14 protein-coding genes are annotated in these 17,624 nt (G+C 42.5%); 7 read left to right on the top strand and 7 right to left on the bottom strand.

The window, feature by feature from the left end; translation table 11 throughout:
• Positions 1 to 16: 16 nt before the first annotated feature.
• Together T530_RS0105740 and T530_RS0105745 are read right to left on the bottom strand one after the other, a co-directional pair.
• Positions 17 to 790, bottom strand: coding sequence for a Nif3-like dinuclear metal center hexameric protein (locus T530_RS0105740; protein ID WP_027728188.1), 774 nt, complete (start codon positions 788 to 790; stop codon positions 17 to 19).
• Positions 768 to 1,871 (bottom strand): hypothetical protein, encoded by a 1,104-nt coding sequence (locus tag T530_RS0105745; protein WP_156011550.1) that lies wholly within the window; start codon positions 1,869 to 1,871, stop codon positions 768 to 770. Before T530_RS0105745 ends, T530_RS0105740 begins: the two co-directional genes overlap by 23 nt.
• A gap of 234 nt (positions 1,872 to 2,105) precedes the next feature.
• Here T530_RS0105745 and dnaX point away from each other — a divergent pair, with 234 nt between their 5' ends.
• From dnaX to mmsB, 7 genes are all read left to right on the top strand, one after another.
• Positions 2,106 to 4,280, top strand: coding sequence for a DNA polymerase III subunit gamma/tau (gene dnaX, locus T530_RS13650; RefSeq protein ID WP_038073821.1), 2,175 nt, complete (start codon positions 2,106 to 2,108; stop codon positions 4,278 to 4,280).
• Positions 4,281 to 4,297: 17 nt separating this feature from the next.
• Entirely contained in the window at positions 4,298 to 4,609 is a 312-nt protein-coding gene (locus T530_RS0105755; protein WP_009102359.1) for a YbaB/EbfC family nucleoid-associated protein, read from the top strand.
• A gap of 27 nt (positions 4,610 to 4,636) precedes the next feature.
• Positions 4,637 to 5,254 carry a recombination mediator RecR gene (gene recR / locus T530_RS0105760; RefSeq protein ID WP_027728190.1) on the top strand — a complete coding sequence of 206 codons (618 nt, stop codon included), beginning with the start codon at positions 4,637 to 4,639 and terminating at the stop codon, positions 5,252 to 5,254.
• Between the two features lie 66 nt (positions 5,255 to 5,320).
• Positions 5,321 to 5,878 (top strand): STAS domain-containing protein, encoded by a 558-nt coding sequence (locus T530_RS0105765; protein WP_027728191.1) that lies wholly within the window; start codon positions 5,321 to 5,323, stop codon positions 5,876 to 5,878.
• 210 nt (positions 5,879 to 6,088) lie between these two features.
• A complete protein-coding gene (locus T530_RS0105770) occupies positions 6,089 to 7,171 on the top strand; it encodes a sugar-binding protein (protein WP_027728192.1) in 1,083 nt (360 codons plus the stop codon).
• A 112-nt stretch (positions 7,172 to 7,283) separates the two neighbouring features.
• Positions 7,284 to 8,828 (top strand): multiple monosaccharide ABC transporter ATP-binding protein, encoded by a 1,545-nt coding sequence (gene mmsA, locus T530_RS0105775; RefSeq protein WP_027728193.1) that lies wholly within the window; start codon positions 7,284 to 7,286, stop codon positions 8,826 to 8,828.
• Positions 8,829 to 8,849: 21 nt separating this feature from the next.
• Positions 8,850 to 10,016: a multiple monosaccharide ABC transporter permease gene (mmsB, locus tag T530_RS0105780; RefSeq protein WP_027728194.1), complete on the top strand. Its 1,167-nt coding sequence runs from the start codon at positions 8,850 to 8,852 to the stop codon at positions 10,014 to 10,016.
• A gap of 337 nt (positions 10,017 to 10,353) precedes the next feature.
• Here mmsB and thyX read toward each other — a convergent pair whose 3' ends face one another.
• From thyX to T530_RS0105805, 5 genes are all read right to left on the bottom strand, one after another.
• On the bottom strand, positions 10,354 to 11,064 hold the full coding sequence (gene thyX / locus T530_RS0105785) for an FAD-dependent thymidylate synthase (RefSeq protein ID WP_027728195.1): 711 nt from the start codon (positions 11,062 to 11,064) through the stop codon (positions 10,354 to 10,356).
• A gap of 98 nt (positions 11,065 to 11,162) precedes the next feature.
• Positions 11,163 to 11,825: a hypothetical protein gene (locus T530_RS0105790; protein WP_027728196.1), complete on the bottom strand. Its 663-nt coding sequence runs from the start codon at positions 11,823 to 11,825 to the stop codon at positions 11,163 to 11,165.
• 122 nt (positions 11,826 to 11,947) lie between these two features.
• Positions 11,948 to 12,922 carry an SAM-dependent methyltransferase gene (locus T530_RS0105795; protein ID WP_027728197.1) on the bottom strand — a complete coding sequence of 325 codons (975 nt, stop codon included), beginning with the start codon at positions 12,920 to 12,922 and terminating at the stop codon, positions 11,948 to 11,950.
• A 5-nt stretch (positions 12,923 to 12,927) separates the two neighbouring features.
• Positions 12,928 to 13,284, bottom strand: a complete 357-nt coding sequence (locus T530_RS0105800) for a PilZ domain-containing protein (protein WP_038073825.1) — start codon at positions 13,282 to 13,284, stop codon at positions 12,928 to 12,930.
• Between the two features lie 31 nt (positions 13,285 to 13,315).
• Complete coding sequence (locus tag T530_RS0105805; protein WP_027728199.1) at positions 13,316 to 17,311, bottom strand: FlgD immunoglobulin-like domain containing protein; 3,996 nt, start codon at positions 17,309 to 17,311, stop codon at positions 13,316 to 13,318.
• Between the last annotated feature and the right edge of the window lie 313 nt (positions 17,312 to 17,624).

Consider the following 17,624-nt stretch of genomic DNA (forward strand, 5'->3'; position numbering starts at 1 on the left):
CTCTTTTTGCTTTACTTTAAAGTTTTGTCGGCAAGTCGATGAAGATACATTCAATGCCGGTCTCTTTTTCAAGCTTTTCCTTTACAAGATTTACGCCAAGTGTTTCTGTCTGATAGTGGCCGCCGGAAATCATATTGATTCCGCACTCTTCAACATAGTGGTAAAGCTCATGACTTGTTTCTCCGGTGATGTAGGCATCAAGACCAAGTTCGATGGCCGCTTCTACATCTTCGGTGGCGCCGCCAGAGCAGACTCCGACCGTGCGGATTTCCTTTTTACCAAAGGGAAGTATTGCAAGCGGCTTTTCGCCAGGAGCAAGAACCTTTTCTGCCAGCTCTTCTACTGTAAGGGGCGCCGGCAATTCTCCCCAAAGTCCAATTTCCATCCCGCGCCATTCAGCGAACCTCTGAACCTTATCAAGGTTCAGTCCGATACGCGCCGCAAGGCCAGCGTTGTTTCCGTAAGGAATGTTGGCATCCAGCGGAATGTGATAGCCGATAAGGGCTAAATCATTCTTTATAAAGGTTGAAATCCGCTTGTAAAAACTTCCTGTGATTGTCTGGCAGCCGCCCCAGAAAAGTCCGTGGTGAACAAAAAGAACGTCTGCTCCGGCTTCTGCGGCAAGGCGGGCAGTTGCTTCGCAGGCGTCTACTGCAAAGGCAACCTTTTTTATTTCTTTTTTATCCGGTTCGCTGTTTTGAATCTGAATTCCGTTGAGCGAAATATCCCGGCTGAAATCTTCTTTTTTAAGGAATGAATTAAAATAATCATTCAGCTGGTTTAAGGTCATTAAGTTTCTCCTTTGTAAGAATTGCAGCTCGCTTTGAGTTTTCGCCTTTTTTGTCGCGGTCAACTTCAAAAATTGCTGCCAGAAGAGGATCTGTGTAGTCTACAAAACCGTAGCCCGGTGTCTTGTAAACGGAAGAATCAAGTTCATTCATATAGAAAAGACCTGCAACCTGTTCAGGGTGGGTTTTCTGGAAATCCTGAATTGCAGTGTTTGCAAGAAAATCGCTGGCAAGAATGTATTTTGTGTCAGCAGGAAATTTCTGGCTCAAAAGCTTAAAAACGGCATTGCATTCAAGGGAATAATTGTAGGTGTAAAATTCTGTCTGTGAGTTGAATTTGAATTTATCGTGCAGGCTTGAAGCTACCATTCCAAAGCGGCGGAAGCATCTTCTGTCAAAGAAATTGTGGAGCCAGAGACTGTCGGCGGTGTTTATGTCCGAGCTGATAACTGTATAGCCAAGCTCTGCCAGCTGAAGGAAGTAAGGCACGTAATGGTAGGTTTCCGCTCTTTTATCCGGAAAGAATAGAATGACCGGCGATTGTGTTTGATTTTGCGAGTTAATGACTGCATAATCCCCCGGCGCCGAAGGCGATTTCTCCTCTTTTTTAAATGTATAAAGGGTAAGGTTAGTTTTCTGTAAGGCAGTTGCCTCAATAAATCCGCCTCTGAAATCTCCGTTGTATCGCTCGGTTGTTATTTTTATGTCCGGGGCATTTTTATTTACGTGGCGGTTTGTAAGCGGTGTCGAAGGGGCAAAATAAAGCAGAAAGGCAAGGCTTGCAATGCTTACCAGGGTTGTGGAAATTGCCCAGATGTACATACGGACGGTGTAGTGGTCAACGTAGAGGCGCTCGAAATATCGGTAGAGGGCGTGGAAGTTTGAAAGCAGAACCAGAAGGGCGAGCACGAACCCCAGGCCTGTAAAAATATCAAAGCCCCAGGAAACAATCTGAAAAATGGAAAGGATAAAGGCGACTGGTGAAAGCAGTACAATGGAATCTTTGCGCTGTTCTACAAAAAAAACGCGGCCGTTGGTTATAAGCAATAGTAAGAAGATTAGGAATTCACCGGAAGTTTTCATAAGTACATAATATAGTAAATGATTAAAAGCGACTACTAAAAATGCTTCCGGTCGCAGAGCCTGCTTCAAAACCGCGCAATAATGCGCTACACGTTGTTTGTGGTTTAGAAACTATTTGACTGGCCGCTTTCGCGACCGCCACAAACAAAGTGTTTTTGAATCACGCTCTGCTCCCTTGCGCATTTTTTAAATACTTCTCTTTGCACCTTTTAGAAATTACTCTATAATGAATTCATGTCTTACGAAGTAACAGCTACAAGAAGGAGGCCGCAGAGACTTGGCGATTTGGTTGGTCAGGAATTTGTTGCCGAAACTTTAAGAAACTCAATACTGTCCGGAAAGATTGCTCATGCATATCTTTTTTCCGGCCCGCGCGGATGTGGAAAAACTTCTACTGCGCGAATTCTTGCAAAGGCACTCAACTGTCAGAACGGACCAACTCCTGATCCTTGCTGCCAGTGTTCGGCTTGTCAGGAAATTACAAAAGGCTCAAGCCTTGATGTTATAGAAATCGATGGTGCGTCAAACACCAGTGTAGAAAATATCCGTCAGATTAAGGATGAAGTTCTCTTCCCTCCAAGCAACTGCCGTTATAAGATTTACATTATCGACGAAGTCCACATGCTTTCGACTTCGGCTTTTAACGCATTGCTTAAAACTATTGAAGAGCCGCCTCCATACGTAATTTTTATTTTTGCTACTACTGAACTTCAGAAGGTTCCTGCAACAATTAAGTCCCGCTGTCAGCAGTTCAATTTCCGCCTTGTTGCAATCGACAAGGTAAAGGAATGTCTTGCCCAGGCAGCTGCGGAACTCAATATTCAGGCTGATGACGAAGCTCTCTTCTGGATTGCACGAGAATCAACCGGTTCTATGCGCGACGCCTATACTCTCTTCGACCAGGTTGTTGCCTTCAGTGACGGTCACATTACTTACGAAAAAATCCGCGATAAGCTTGGTCTTGTCGGCATTGAACGCCTGAACACCGTTTTTGAAGCCTGTGCTAAAAATCAGACAGATGCCGTTATTAATCTTCTGGATGAGTTCTTGCAGGGCGGTATTTCTATCGAACAGCTTATTTCTAACTGTGCCGACTACCTGCGCTCGCTTCTTTTAATTAAGAGCGGCGTTACTAAAGAGTCGCTCTTGGGAAACTCTCCTGAACGTTACAGCCGCGACGTGCTTAATGCCTGGAACAATATTCAGGTTGAGCGCGCCCTCTGCATTTTCCTTCAGCTTTACCGCGACATCCGTTATTCACTTTCTCCTCGTTACGAACTTGAACTGGCCTTCAGCCGACTCTGCTGGATTGGCCAGTATGTTTCTAACGTGGAAGTTAAAAAGGCAGTTGATGCGGCACAGCAGCTTTTGCTGGGCTCTGGGGGAAATGCTCCAGTACAGCAGGAAAAGATGATGTTTGCACAGCCGCAAGTGCCTTCCCAGGCGCCGGTTGCGGCACAAACTCAGGCAGCTCCTGCCCAGGCTCAAACTCAAGCGGCTGTACAAAATCCCTTGAACGCGCAGGGCAGCCAGCCTGAAAGCAGCAGTGCCTCTTCAATTCCGCACGGACTTCCGCGTCTTTCCATGCTTGATAATGCCCCGGAGAATTACCCGGATGAGGGTGAGCCCGGCGGGGATGGGGCTCCAGAAGGAGAAGAAAACCCTTTTTCTAATGGCGGTTTCAGTTCATTGCCGCCTGAACAAACAATGGACAAGGCAGATGAACAGCCAAAAGAGCTTGATGAGCGCTTAAAAATTAACGTTTCTACTCAGACAATTCAGATTCAACCGGATCAGGTTATTACTGCGGCAGAGTCTGAGGGCAATTTTGGCTATTCTTTTAATCCTGATGACCCTAACGACGCTCAGAGCGCCGCAGAGGCAGAACTTGACGACGATAACTGGTCAAATATAGATGAGCCGCCGCCAGAACCTTTTTATGGCGACGAGTTTGATGAAGACGGCTCGGGATTTGCAGCCGGAAATCTTGCGCCTATGCCGCCAGCCGGGGCAGGGGAAGCTGCCGTTAAAGAAATTCTTACGTCTTCCGGCCCGGTTTCTCTTTCACAATTCCGCGAGAACGTGATTCAGAGCCTTTCGACCAAGGACGGTTTTGCTGCATCTACCTTGCAGAAGACCTCGGACTGGAAATCAGGAAACAGTCAGGGTAACGGCGACCGCAGCGTAATCATCATTCAGGCTGATTTGTACTCTGAATATGATATTTCCATTTTTAAGCAGAAAGAAGCCGTTATTAATGCGGAGTTGAGCTCAGTTGCAGGAAGCCCTGTTACGCTGCAGGTGGCGCTGAAAAAAATGCAGGCAGCCGCCGGTGATGTAAAAAAGGAAATTCCGCCTCAGGTAAAACTTTTAGCAGATATTTTTAAGGGAACATTAATAGGGCGCTAGCCGCTCAGGAGAAAACTATGAATCCATTTGATATTTTGAAAAACGCAGGCCAGATTAAGCAGCAGGGCGAAAAGCTTCAGCAGGAGCTGGCTCAGATTACAGCCGAAGGTTCATCTGGCGGAAGAATGGTAACCATTACCTTGAACGGAAAATTTGAAATGAAGGGCATTAAGCTTGACCCTATTTGTGTTGATAACCGCGATGTTGGTATGCTGGAAGATTTGATTGTTGCGGCTCACAAAAACGCAATGGATAATATTCAGGAACAGATAAAAGAAAGAACTTCTTCTCTGCTTGGCGGCCTTGATTTGGGCGCTTTGGGACTCTAGGGCGCTCTTTGGGGTGGGGACTTTTTAATGAGCACTTTTGACGACTTAACAAATAATTTTTCACGTCTTCCGGGAATCGGAAAAAAATCTGCCGTGCGCATTGTAAACTGGCTTTTAAAGCAGGATGGCGCCTATGTGCAGAAGTTTGCGCAGAATCTGGGGGTACTGCAGGAGAGGGTAAGGCCCTGCAAGGTTTGCGGAACCTGGACTGAATCTGATACCTGCCCGATTTGTTCGGATCCTTTGCGAGATTCTTCTATTATTTGTGTAGTCGAACAGCCTCAGGATGTTTCTACGATTGAAGCTTACGGCGAGTTTAAGGGACTCTATCACGTGCTGGGCGGTTTGATTAAACCGCTGGAAGGTGTGGGGCCTGCTCAGCTTGCGATTGCCCCTCTGCTGGACAGGATTCGCGGCGGGACTGTGCATGAAGTTATTGTGGCGACGAACCCGACGGTGGAAGGAGACACGACTGCCCTCTACCTGAACAAGCTGATTATGGAACTTGGCGTTTTGCCGGCTGATGGCGGACGCGATAAAATTAAGGTGACCCGTCTTGCAACCGGAATTCCTGTCGGCGGAGACCTGGAATATATAGACAAAAGAACCCTTTCTTTAAGTTTCCGGGGCCGCTCAGAATTTTAACAAAATGTTTGCTTTTACTTGCGTTTCTTATTATAATTTTAAGTACTATATTCGGAAGGATAATTTATGGATACAAATGACTCATTAGTCCCAGGCTTTGATACAGAAAAAGATGATTCGATTCAGTTTTCTCTGCAGAAGATTGACGCTGTAGATAATGGTTGTCTTATCTCACTTTATGGTTTTGTTGATACCTATAATTCAACTTTCTTTCAGAATCAGATTACAAAGATTATAACAGCAGGCTATATCAATTTGATTATTGACTGTTCTATGGTTACAACTATTGCTTCAACTGGTCTTGGTGTTTTGACAAATCTTTTGAAGATGGTTCGCGCTATGGGCGGAAATATCATTCTGGCAGAAGTTCAGGAAAATATTTACGACACCTTTGAACTTTTAGGTTTTGTTCAGTTCTTTAATATAAAAGCTACTGTTGATGAAGCTTTTGCATATTTGACAGGCCGTACAAAGAGTGAAACGGTAGTTTCATTCCCTAAGATTGTAACCTGTCCAAGCTGCGGAAAAAATCTTAAGGCACCGCACGCAGGACGCTTCCGCTGTCTTGAATGCCGTTCCGTTCTTGTTGTTACAGATACCGGTCTGGTTACAAAAGAAGATTAGAAATTACAGGGATTAAGGAATACGTAAAAAAGTTAACTTTTTTACGTATTTTTTTTAACTTTTTCAATTTCTAACAATTCTTTCAGGAAATCGGTTTCAGTTAAACAAAAAGAAAACGTAAGTAATTCCGAAAAATATGTATTTATTTCTTTGAATTGAAGGTTATAATTACCTTTAGAATATTTTCAATTGTTCGATTAGGAGGAAACAATGAAAAAAATGTTAAAAGTTGTTGCCGCTTTGGCTTTGGCTTCTACAGTGCTCTTCACATCATGCGGTGGAAGTAAAGGAAGTGGAAAAAAGACTGTTGGTGTTGCAATGCCTACTCAGTCATCTGAGCGCTGGATTAACGACGGTGCCAACATGAAAAAACAGCTCGAAGCTGCAGGTTATGCTGTTGAATTACAGTATGCAGAAGACGATGTTCAGATGCAGGTTTCTCAGCTTGAGAACTTGATTGCTAAACAGGTAAACTGCCTTGTTGTTGCAGCTATTGACTCAACAGCTTTGGTAAACGTACTTGCTACAGCTAAACAGAACAATATCCCTGTAATTGCTTATGACCGCTTGTTGATGGATACAGACGCAGTTTCATACTACGCTACATTCGATAACAAGGGTGTTGGTACAGCAATTGCTAAATACATCGAAACAGCTAAGTCTCTTAAGACTGCTAAAGATGAAGGCCGTTCATACACAATCGAATTCTTCATGGGATCTCCAGATGATAACAACGCTTTGTTCCTTTACAACGGTGTTATGGAAGTTCTTAAACAGTACCTTGATAACGGTGTTCTTAAATGTAAGACAGGCCGTACATCATTCGAAAAAACATGTATTCTCCGCTGGTCTCAGGAAACTGCTCAGCAGTGGTGTGAAAACTACCTTTCAGGTTTCTATGCTAACGAAAAACTCGACATTGCTTGTACAGCATTCGACGGATTCGCTTATGGTGTAAAAGCTGCTTGTGAAGGTGCTGGATACAAAGTTGGTGTTGACTGGCCTCTTATCACTGGTCAGGATGCTGAACTTATGGCTACAAAGAACATCATCGCTGGTTCACAGACATGTTCTATCTACAAAGACACACGTCTCTTGGCTTCAAAATGTGTAACAATGGTTGAAGCTGTGCTTAAGGGTTCACAGCCAGAAATCAACGACCGCACACAGTACAACAACGGTAAATTGGTTGTTCCATCTTACCTCTGTACTCCAGTTGCAGTTGATAAGTTCAACGTTGATGAAGTTATCGTTGGCGGTGGATATTATACAAAAGAGCAGCTTGGTCTCTAATTAAATACCAGGTCTGGGGCTTTCGGGCTCCAGGAATCGGATAAAAGCCAGCTTTAGAGCAAAAGCTTTAAACTGGCTTTTTTTTTGGATAATCTAAAAAAAAGGTAAAAAAATGGCATCAGAATACATTCTGGAAATGAACAACATTACAAAAGAGTTTCCTGGAGTAAAAGCACTTGATGACGTTAATCTTAAAGTAAAGCAGGGAGAAATCCATGCACTTTGTGGTGAAAACGGAGCCGGTAAATCTACTCTTATGAATCTCTTGTCTGGAAACTATCCATACGGTTCATATTCAGGCGACATTATTTACAAGGGTGAACTTTGTAAGTTTCATGATATTAAAGCCGGCGAAAAGAAAGGTATTGTAATTATTCACCAGGAATTGGCGCTCAGCCCGTATCTTTCGGTTGCTGAAAATATTTTTATGGGCAACGAACAGCTTAGTTGCCGTGGTGTAATCGACTGGGATAAAACCCGCGTAAATGCCAAAAAAATGCTGGAAAAAGTAGGACTTGGTGATGAAAATATCAACGTTCCTGTTGGTACTCTTGGTGTTGGAAAACAGCAGCTTATCGAAATTGCTAAGGCTCTTAGTAAGAACGTTGAGCTTCTGATTCTGGACGAACCTACAGCCTCTTTAAATGATGAAGAAAGTGCTCACTTGCTGGACATCCTGCGTGGGCTTAAACAGCAGGGAATCACAAGTATTATGATTTCCCATAAATTAAACGAAATTAATGCGATTGCCGATTCAATCACAATTATCCGTGATGGAAAGACAATTGAAACTCTTATTAAAGGCGAAGATGATATGTCGGAAGACCGTATCATCAAGGGAATGGTTGGTCGTGAAATGTCTAACCGTTATCCTCCTCGCGAAAATATTAAAAAAGGCGAAGTAATTCTTGAAGTTAAGAACTGGAACGTATTCCATCCTGAAGATGAAACACGCCAGATGATTACTAACGTAAACTTCAATGTTCGCGCCGGTGAAGTTGTAGGTTTTGCAGGACTTATGGGTGCCGGTCGTACAGAGCTTGCCATGAGTATTTTTGGTAAGAGTTATGGTCAGAAGATTTCCGGTGAAATCTACATGCACGGCAAAAAAGTTACTATTAATAACGTAAAGGATGCCGTAAATGCGGGAATTGCCTATACTTCGGAAGACCGCAAGAATTACGGTTTGAACCTGATTGCCGATGTTAAGACTAACATGACTATGGCGGCATTGCGAAACTACTACGCACGCAAAGGTGTTGTAGACAGTAATAAGGAAATCCTTGATTCAGAAGACTTCAGAAAGAAAATCAATGTAAAGACTCCGTCTGTAAACCAGGTTGTGGGAACTCTTTCTGGTGGTAACCAGCAGAAGGTTGTACTTGCAAAATGGATGATGACTTTGCCTGATGTTCTTATTCTTGATGAACCTACCCGCGGTATCGACGTTGGTGCTAAGTACGAAATCTACTGTGTAATCAACGAACTTGCCAGAGCAGGAAAAGCCGTAATCGTAATTTCATCAGAAATGCCTGAAGTAATTGGTACCTGTGACCGTGTTTATGTAATCAGCGAAGGTGAAATTGCCGGAGAATTGCAGAAAGACCAGCTTTCACAGGAAAACATTATGAAGTGCATTGTGAACCATAATTCTTAAAAAAAAGAGAGGAAAAATAAAATGAGTGATGTAAAACAGTTTAAACATTATGAAAACATCAACATAAAACAATACGGAATGGTTATTGCTCTTGTTGCAATCTTCCTTTTGTTCAACCTTTTCACTGGCGGAAAGAATGCTTCGCCAATGAACATTAACAACCTGGTAATGCAGAACGGTTACGTTGTTATCATGGCAACTGGTATGCTTCTTTGTGTACTTACCGGAAACGTTGACCTTGGTGTAGGTTCTATTGTAGCTCTTACTGGTGCTATTTCTGCTATCTGTGTTGTAGACTTGCACTTCCCGATTTTGCTTGCCTTCCTTACAGCTCTTTTGGTCGGTATTGCTTGTGGTGCTTTTGCAGGTTTCTTTATTGCTAAACTGGGTATTCCGCCTTTCGTTGTAACTCTTGCTACAATGCTTATGGGACGCGGTCTTACTTATACAATGCTTAAGGCTCAGACAAAAGGTCCAACTCCACAAGCATATAACTGGATTGGTGCCGGCTTCCTTCCTACAATCAAGATGGGAAAGATTGACCTTGTTACTATTGTGATTGCCGCTGTTGCTACAGTATTCATCATTCTTGGTGATATTAAGGCTAACCGCACAAAGCTTAAGTATAACTTCAACGTAAACCCACTCTGGCAGCGCGTTGTAAAGCTTATCGTAATCATCTTCATCTTGTGGTTCCTCTTCCTTAAACTCGCTCAGAACAATGGTGTACCTATCGTTCTTGTTTTGTGTGGAATTATCGTAGCAATCTACAACTTCATTACAAGCCGCACAGTTGCCGGTCGTCAGATTTACGCTCTTGGTGGTAACGAAAAGGCTGCCCGCCTTTCTGGTATCAACACACGCAGCGTATTCTTCTGGGTTTATACAAACATGGGATTCTTAGCCGCTGTAGCTGGTATCGTTCTTTCTGCCCGCAACGGTTCTGCAACTCCAAAAGCTGGTGATGGTTTTGAAATGGATGCCATCGCTTCATGTTACATTGGTGGTGCTGCAACTGCCGGTGGTATCGGTACAATCATTGGTGCCGTAGTCGGAGCTTTCGTAATGGGAGTTTTGAACAATGGTATGTCTTTGATTGGTTGGTCTACTGATATTCAGAAGATTGTTAAGGGTGCGGTATTGCTGGGTGCAGTAGTATTTGACCTGGTATCAAAGAAACGAAAATAATACGTGCGGTTAAAAATGAGGTTTTACAACTTCCGAATGCATGTAACCGCACTAACACCTTTTTGCTTAGCAAAAAGGTGAAATTGGATGAAGTGAGATAAAAAAATGCTCCCGGTCGCATAGCGTGGTGCAAAACCGCGCAATAATGCGCTACACGCTGATTGTGGTAAAGAAACTATAAAAATGGCCGCTCTCGCGGCCGTCACAATCAGAGTGTTTTTGCCCCGCGCTACACTCCCTCGCGCATTTTTTTCCTTCCAAATTATAGTATTTCTTACTAAGTTTCAGATTTCAGTTATTTCTGGCTTTCTAATTTCTTCCTAAGTTTCAGTTTCTATTAATTAGCTGCAGTTTCTTTTTTGTATTCTTCTATGATACTAGCCTTTAGTCCGTCCAGGCCTTTTGGCATGAGGCCGCAGCATTTTTCTTCGGTGCAGTAGCCGATGGTTTTGCAGGATGGGACAAAGTAGTTGTCGCAGATCCATTTCCATTCGTCTGAGTAAGTGGAAAGTTTACTTTTGATTTCGCCGGCAAGGGTGCGGATTTCTTTCAGGGCGCGGTTACAGAGGCGCATATTCATAAAGTGCATAAGGCCACGCAGGTTGATTTTCCATACGATTTTTGTGTGCATGCCTAGTGGCAGGATGTTGGCACAGTCTTCCTTTTTCATTCCGAGTTCAAGAAGTTTTCCGTAATTTTCAGAAATATCGCCCATGGTTTTTGCAATCTGTTCTTTCTGTTCTTCTGTGCTGCCTGGGTTGTAGTAGGCAAAATCTTCAAAATTGATGTAGCGGGTTGAATCCTGAAGGCGGGTAACGCCGATGATATGTGTGTAAAGTTCGCGGATACAGCGGGCAGAGTAGCCTTCGATAATCATTTCTACGGTCGGATATTCTGCAGTACGTAAATGTCCGCTCTGAATGCAGGATTTTCCGCGCTTGATATTTTTTTCAACGTCTGTGATGTCTGAATTCCAGCATACGCCGGCATTTTCCCCGATATGTGCAAGAGGGTCTTTTTCTGTGCGTTTTTCAATAATTGTAATCATGATTTTATTTTAGCGGAAAGAAATATAAAAAAATAGGGCTGACTGATAAGTTCACTATGTCAGAACTTATCAGTCAGCCCCTTTTCGGAAATGGGTTTTTAGATTTTCCAGCAGATTCCTACGGTTGGAATTACTTTTACACCACCGCGGGAAAGAGATTTAGTATCAGTTTTTATGTTATCCTTTTCTGTTTCGCGGAAAAGGAAAGTCGGGCAGTTATAACCAACTGTGGCAGACGCATAAAGAGAGAAAACTTTTACCGGAGTCCATGCAAAGTATGCGTTTACTGCAGGAAGGAAAGAGGCATAATAAACTGTGTCTGTATATTTTGCTTTGTTTGAATCGAAAAGTGAAGAATCGTAGGTAACTACAGTTAAATCATAACCAAGCATTCCGTAAAAGGCGAAGAAGAACATATCTGTGCGGATAGGTGCCCATCCTGCTCCCATAAGAAGGTTCTGGTTAAAACCAATCAAGTAGCCTAATTCTGAGCCTTCCGGTGTATCAACATTACTGTTCGAAAAGTTGTTGTCGATAAATGCGCGTACGGTGAAACCGTTTGACATTAAAACGCCTGTGTAAGTAAGGTCAATACCTGTCTGAACCGGCATTTTAATGCTGTCAAAGCCCTGTTTTTCAGCATGCATTTTTGTTGATGTTGGAAGACGCCAACCAAATCCGATGAAGTTTTTCCAGGCTTCTCCGGCAAATGCAGATGTACTTAAAAGAAGCGCAGCTGCGATACCTAATAATTTTTTCATAATTTTATTTCTCCTTTTTGATCTTTTCCTTATCTATTAGACACCTCTTACAGGGAAAAGTGTCACTTTAAAAATCAATTTTTAGAGAAATAATAATAAAATGTTATAATAAAGACAATATTTTACGCAGGAATATGAATCCAGGTGAGTTCGTGCTTGTTGTAATTTAAGTGAAGGATGCGGCTGTGCGGAATATCGGCAAATTTCTGAATGAGAGGCCAGTCGATTTCGCCCTGCATCTTGATTGTGCAGATCATTTTTAAGTTAGGGTTGTATTCAAGCCACATTGTGATCCACTGAAGGAGGCGTTCCGGGTAACAGATTACGTCGCTGAAAATCCAGTCAAATGGCCCGATTTCTTCCGGCTTAAAGGTAAAGGCATCGTGAGCCTGGAAGGTAATCAGCGGATTATTCATAAGGGAATCGGCAAGAGGCGCTCGGTCTACTGCAAATACGGCTGCTCCAAGGCCTGCTAGAACCCATGTCCAGCCACCAGGGCAGGCCCCGGCTTCAAAACAGCGGTCGCCGGCTTTTGGAAGTTCGCAGCCGGTAAAGAGCCTGGCCATTGTAAGGCTTTCCTGAATCTTCAGGTAGGCGCGGCTTGGCGGATTTTCATGATCTTCGATAAAGCGCAGGCTGCCGGCCGGTAAAAAGCTGGAAGTTTCTGCGCTTGCAATCATCGTGTGCTCATCAATCAGGGTATAAAGCCCGATTTGTGAAGAAGGAATTTCTACCGGGAAGTTTCTGTCTTTCAGATTTATGTAGGGAAGTTTTTCCTGAATCAGATTTGCGCGGCGGAAACAGGTAAACTGATAGGGAGCCCAGTTTCGCTGGATTTTTTTAAGTTCCCCTGCAGCCTCTCCAATTGAATCAAAAGTCAAAAGAAAAGGTTTAATCATTGTGCAGCGGGCCCAGTAAGGAAATCCTGATTTAAAATCATCGGCCTTCAGGTTTTCAAAATAAAACAAGTCGCCGTAGCGGGCTGTAGCTTTATCATTAAGAGAAAATCTTTTTTTAAGCTCAGAAAGCAACATTTCTACCTGTTCAGGGAAAGGAAGAAATGCTAGTCCTGAAAGTTCCTTGATTTTTGTACTCATGCGATTTACTTTATTTCCGGGAGCTGGTCTTCGGAAAGCTGTTCCAGATGATCGATAAATTCATTAAGACGGTTTGCATCAGGCGAGTAAAGAATTTTAAAACCGATATAGGTGCTTCCGTCCTGTTCGTTTGCCCACTGAGGCAGGCATTTTAATTTGAGCGGAATTGGATTTTTTGCATTTGAAGGAAGGATTTCAACTTCGTATTCGTTTTCAAGTTCAACTACAACAGGAAAAGAGTAATGCATTTTTAGACCGCCTGCACTGATATCATCTAAAATCCCGGGAAGGGCGCAGAGCTCGTGGCAAGTGATTTTTCCAATTTCCTTATAGCGAGTATCGCTTCGTTTCTCAAAATCCATATTATAACCACCCATTATACGGAAAGCATAATTATTTTACAACCATCACCTTTCGGGTTTCGTCTATGCCCGGCGCCTTGACGATTACAAAATACATTCCGCGTGCCACTGCGCTTCCTGCGTTGTTCTTTCCGTCCCAGTAGTAAAAATGTTCACCGGCCGAGGCGCTTCCATGAGTCAGATATTTTACGATGTTGCCGTCCAGTGTCATTATCATTACATCCAGATTTCCGCTTGACGGCATGTTTACTTTGAGAACTGTCTTTTCTCCGTTTGCGGCATTAATTACATTGTTCAAAATTGTTACACCACCGCGCTGCTCGGTGATTGATTTGAGAGTGATGTACCATGGACTAAGGCAGAGCAGATCAGAAGTGTTAGACAGATTAAAGGCAAAAAGTGGACAACTTTTGGCAGGGTCCAGAGTATAGCGTTGACTTGAATAGTCATAAAGTGGTGAGCGGAAGTGTTGTATATATGCTCCGTTTGCATCACAAAGAGCGTAAAGAAAAGAAAGCTGTGAAGGCTTCATTTTCAGAACATCGTCCTTGGGAATAGAGAATGAAAATCCGCCATTTGCAATTGTTTTACTTTCGGACAAAGACCAGAAATGCTGATTTAATTCTGGAGTATAAGATTCAAATTCTTTATCTGAAATTGCAGTAATACCAGGTAGCCAGCAGTTTGCTGATTTATCATAATTTGAATTAAATATGTTGAAAATTGAACTGGAATCTGGATTGTCTGTAATAAAAAGCTTCATACCCCCTGGAAAGTCTGAATCTTGGGGATTTTGTTTTCCGGTATTAATTTTTGAAACGATTTCAAATCCGTATCCGTAAGGAAGACTACCATAATTCTTCTGATTTTTTGAAAAATCATGAACGGCTATTGAATCGGAACTGTAAACATTTTTATATGAATCAATATCATTTCTTTCTGAGTCTGAAATATAGGCATAAGATGTTGTTACTGCACCCAGTGCAAAATCAGAAATTGTATGTGCTGTATCTAAAAGCATGAAAGTAGCTCCCTGGCTGGTGTGCTCAGCATTACTTTCCTGGATAAAGGTTACCTTCATTGTTCCTTGCCTTCCGCTTACATGATCGTAGGTTGTTTCAGGGTAAAGAAGGGTAACATTATCATCCTTTTTGGGAGAAATCAGTCTAACATAAAGATTTTCTATATCTTCCAAAGTTACGGCTCTTGTAAGCTGGAGGGTTATTGCAGACAGACCGGATGAAAAAGTTTGAATTTGTGCATTGACTCCTCTGTCTATCTGGATGCCGTCGGGAGCTACTTCCGGACTACCATCAGGATTTATGGATATAATTTCAAAACATCGGGGAAGTATACGGTTCATCGGTTGGTCTATATCCTCCTGAACTGGAGGCAGGGCATTCTTTATATAAGAAATTTTCGATGAATCTATTACAATTGGTTTTGAAAAGCAGATAGTGAGTTTATTGCTTCCGACAGAAGATAAAACTGAACTGAAGGCTGGCGGCATTCGGACGTGTTTTTCATTTTCAGGGATTCCATCTGAAACGCTAGTGTAGGCACTGGCCTCTGGTGAATAGGATTTGAGTCTTTTTCCCCATTTATCTGTGATAACATATCCGCAGTAAACATCACCAGAAGTGTTGGTAATGTATTGTGGAATTGTAAGGCTGGCTTTTACATCTCTTAAAAATCCCAGGTGGTTTGTGTAATTTCCGCTGCCTATTGATGTTCCGCTTGCATCTGTGTTCCAACTTGTGTTCTCGGTGTAAAGATAGAGTGATGTTTTTAATGCGGCAGGGGCTTCAGTTCCTGTTTTTGATGAATATTCTGCAGTAAATGCTGTTCCATCCGAAGCCTTGATTGCATGTAGATAAGTGATTTTTCTGATTTCACGGGGAAATTTAATATAAATTCTACAGTCAGAAACTGTATAGGCTTCTTCTATTTCTAATTCACTATCATCAAAATTTGTGCAGCTTGACAGAGTACAGTCTGTTGCCGGAATCTGAGCATGGCTGCCGTCTGAAGTGCCGTCTGCGCAGGTAACAGTAATGTTTGAGATTGTAGAATTTACTGCTTCTGCGCAGAAGTTTTCGGGGCTGTTGTTTTTAGGGATTACAAGGTTGTTGCCGGAGCTGCCTGTAAGTGTAGCTCCGTTTATGTAGAAGTTTCCCTTTCCGCTTGTTCCGGCTGTGAGGTTTTTTCCCGCAGCAATAGAAAGGGTGGATGAACTGCTTACCGGGTCTCCGCTATTGATATCAAGAGAAGTTTCGGTAAAGGATTGAACCCAGCCATATGGTCGTCTTGTAAAGTGCTGATATTTTAGGGATGAAGAATTATAATTTGGGCCCGAAATTATGATGTCCTTACGGGCGGTAAGATTTTCTTTTGCGATAATATTACCGTCCCGCAGAAGAAAAATTATGCTGTCAGCTTCAAAAGAATCAGAAAGGGTGATGTCTTTGCTTGCCGGGGAAGTGTAGCTGGAAGTCTGAGCCTGCAGCCAGCCTAAAGTAAGATTCTTACTGTTTTTAGAAAAGGTGCAGCCTGAGTTTAGAATGAGCATATTAAGACTCATGTCGAAGGGCAATGAAAAAGGAGTCCCTTCAGCGATGGAAAGTGTATTTATAGAAATGAAACCAGGAAAATCTGCTGTAAAAGTAGGCGCATCCTGACTGTCGTCAAATTTTTTTACTTCAACAATTCCTCCGCTTGAAGTAAATTTACTGGTTCCTGCCGTGATTAATTTATTTATTGAAAGTTTACCATCTGTATGTGTAACACTTGAGCCTGCTGAAATAGTCAGTTCTTTTACGCTTACATCTTCATCTATTACAGGCTGTTTATTTGTGTTTGTTTCTGAGATTTCAATGCTGTATTCCTGAAGATTTTTTGGATCAAAACCGGTTATGCCGGTATAAGACCAGTTATTTTTGTTTGTCCATTTTTTATCTCCTGCAGCACCAGTCCAGGTTGGAGTCTGATAGTGCCAGGAAATACGTCCCATTTCCATAAAACTTTTGTCAGGATCATCACCGCCGTCCGGGCTGTAGAAGATGATTGTGATTCCGTTTTTAGGAGTTGTTATTGCACCTGATGTACATTTTAAATTGTAATTTTCACCTCCTTTCAGAATGGAGGCATCTGGGTTGCTTGGTCTATAGCCTCCTTTGTATTTTTTTCCAGGAGCTGAAAAAGAACCCGTAGAATTATTAAATACCTGACTTCCAATTTGATATGTGTCACTTCCTGTAATAATTACTTTATAAGGAAAACGGACATCTTCTCCTCCTGTGAAACTTACTGTTGCCGGATCTGCCGGAAAGGTGTCTGGAATGGTACCAATGGTGCATGTATAAATCGGAGTTATGACTTCTTCTCCTTCAGCCTCGTATGGAAGTCTGTGGCTTGCAGGTATTTCATATAGAAGTTCTGTTATTCCGTTGTAGCCGTTATTTACGTTGGCACCGCCTGTCGGTAAATATAAATAGCCATCTCCTCTAAATGTAAGTTTGCCAGAGCCGTCTGCCCATAAGTTAGAGGTGATTTTTAGCTTTGAATTTTCTTCAATTTGGAACAAGTGATCGTTTCCGCTTGGAATATCAAAGGTACTGGTTTTTACTATTCCGTTTCCTGTTAAAGTAACATTTCCATTTTGAGAGGCAGCTGTTATATGAACAAGCAGCAAAGTTCCGCTACAGGTAAGATTATGGGAATTCAAGTTCAGTGTGATTTTGCTGCTTCCTGCGGTATTAAAATTAAGTCCGCTTACTGTTAAATCTGAATCTAAAGTGACTGTGATTTCTGAGCTTCCTGTAAAGGTTGCGGTATCAGCAGAATTTTGTCCGGGGTATCCTGTTGAAGGTGTCCAGTTTGCAGAAGTTTTCCAGTTTGTATAAGGGCCGCCACCGCCTGTCCAGGTGTAATCTGTTCCCCAGATACTCTGCAAATTCAAAAGCAGTCCTGTAAGAGCGGCTGTGCGGAGAAGGGTTTTAATTTTGGGGAAAGAGCGGAAATTTATCATATATATAGAATATTATCGTGCAGGAATGAAGATTTTTCAAATTTTTAGATAAATCATTGCCGGAATTTGCACCTTTAAGTCCATATTATAGATAGAGGATATTAAAGTTTACAATACATAATTTATTATGTATTGTAAAAACGGGAAGTGATAATGAAAAATGAATATGCTTTATTGCGGTTTTGGAATATGCGGATGATGGGATAAACGTTACTTTTCCTGATTTGCCGGGCTGTATTTCCTGTGCAGGAAAGGGAAATACTGAAGAACCAAGGTACGCGGTGTAAGCTGGGCGTTGCGGGGTGTCCCCGCT

Source organism: Treponema sp. C6A8 (assembly GCF_000619925.1).
GTDB lineage: Bacteria > Spirochaetota > Spirochaetia > Treponematales > Treponemataceae > Treponema_D.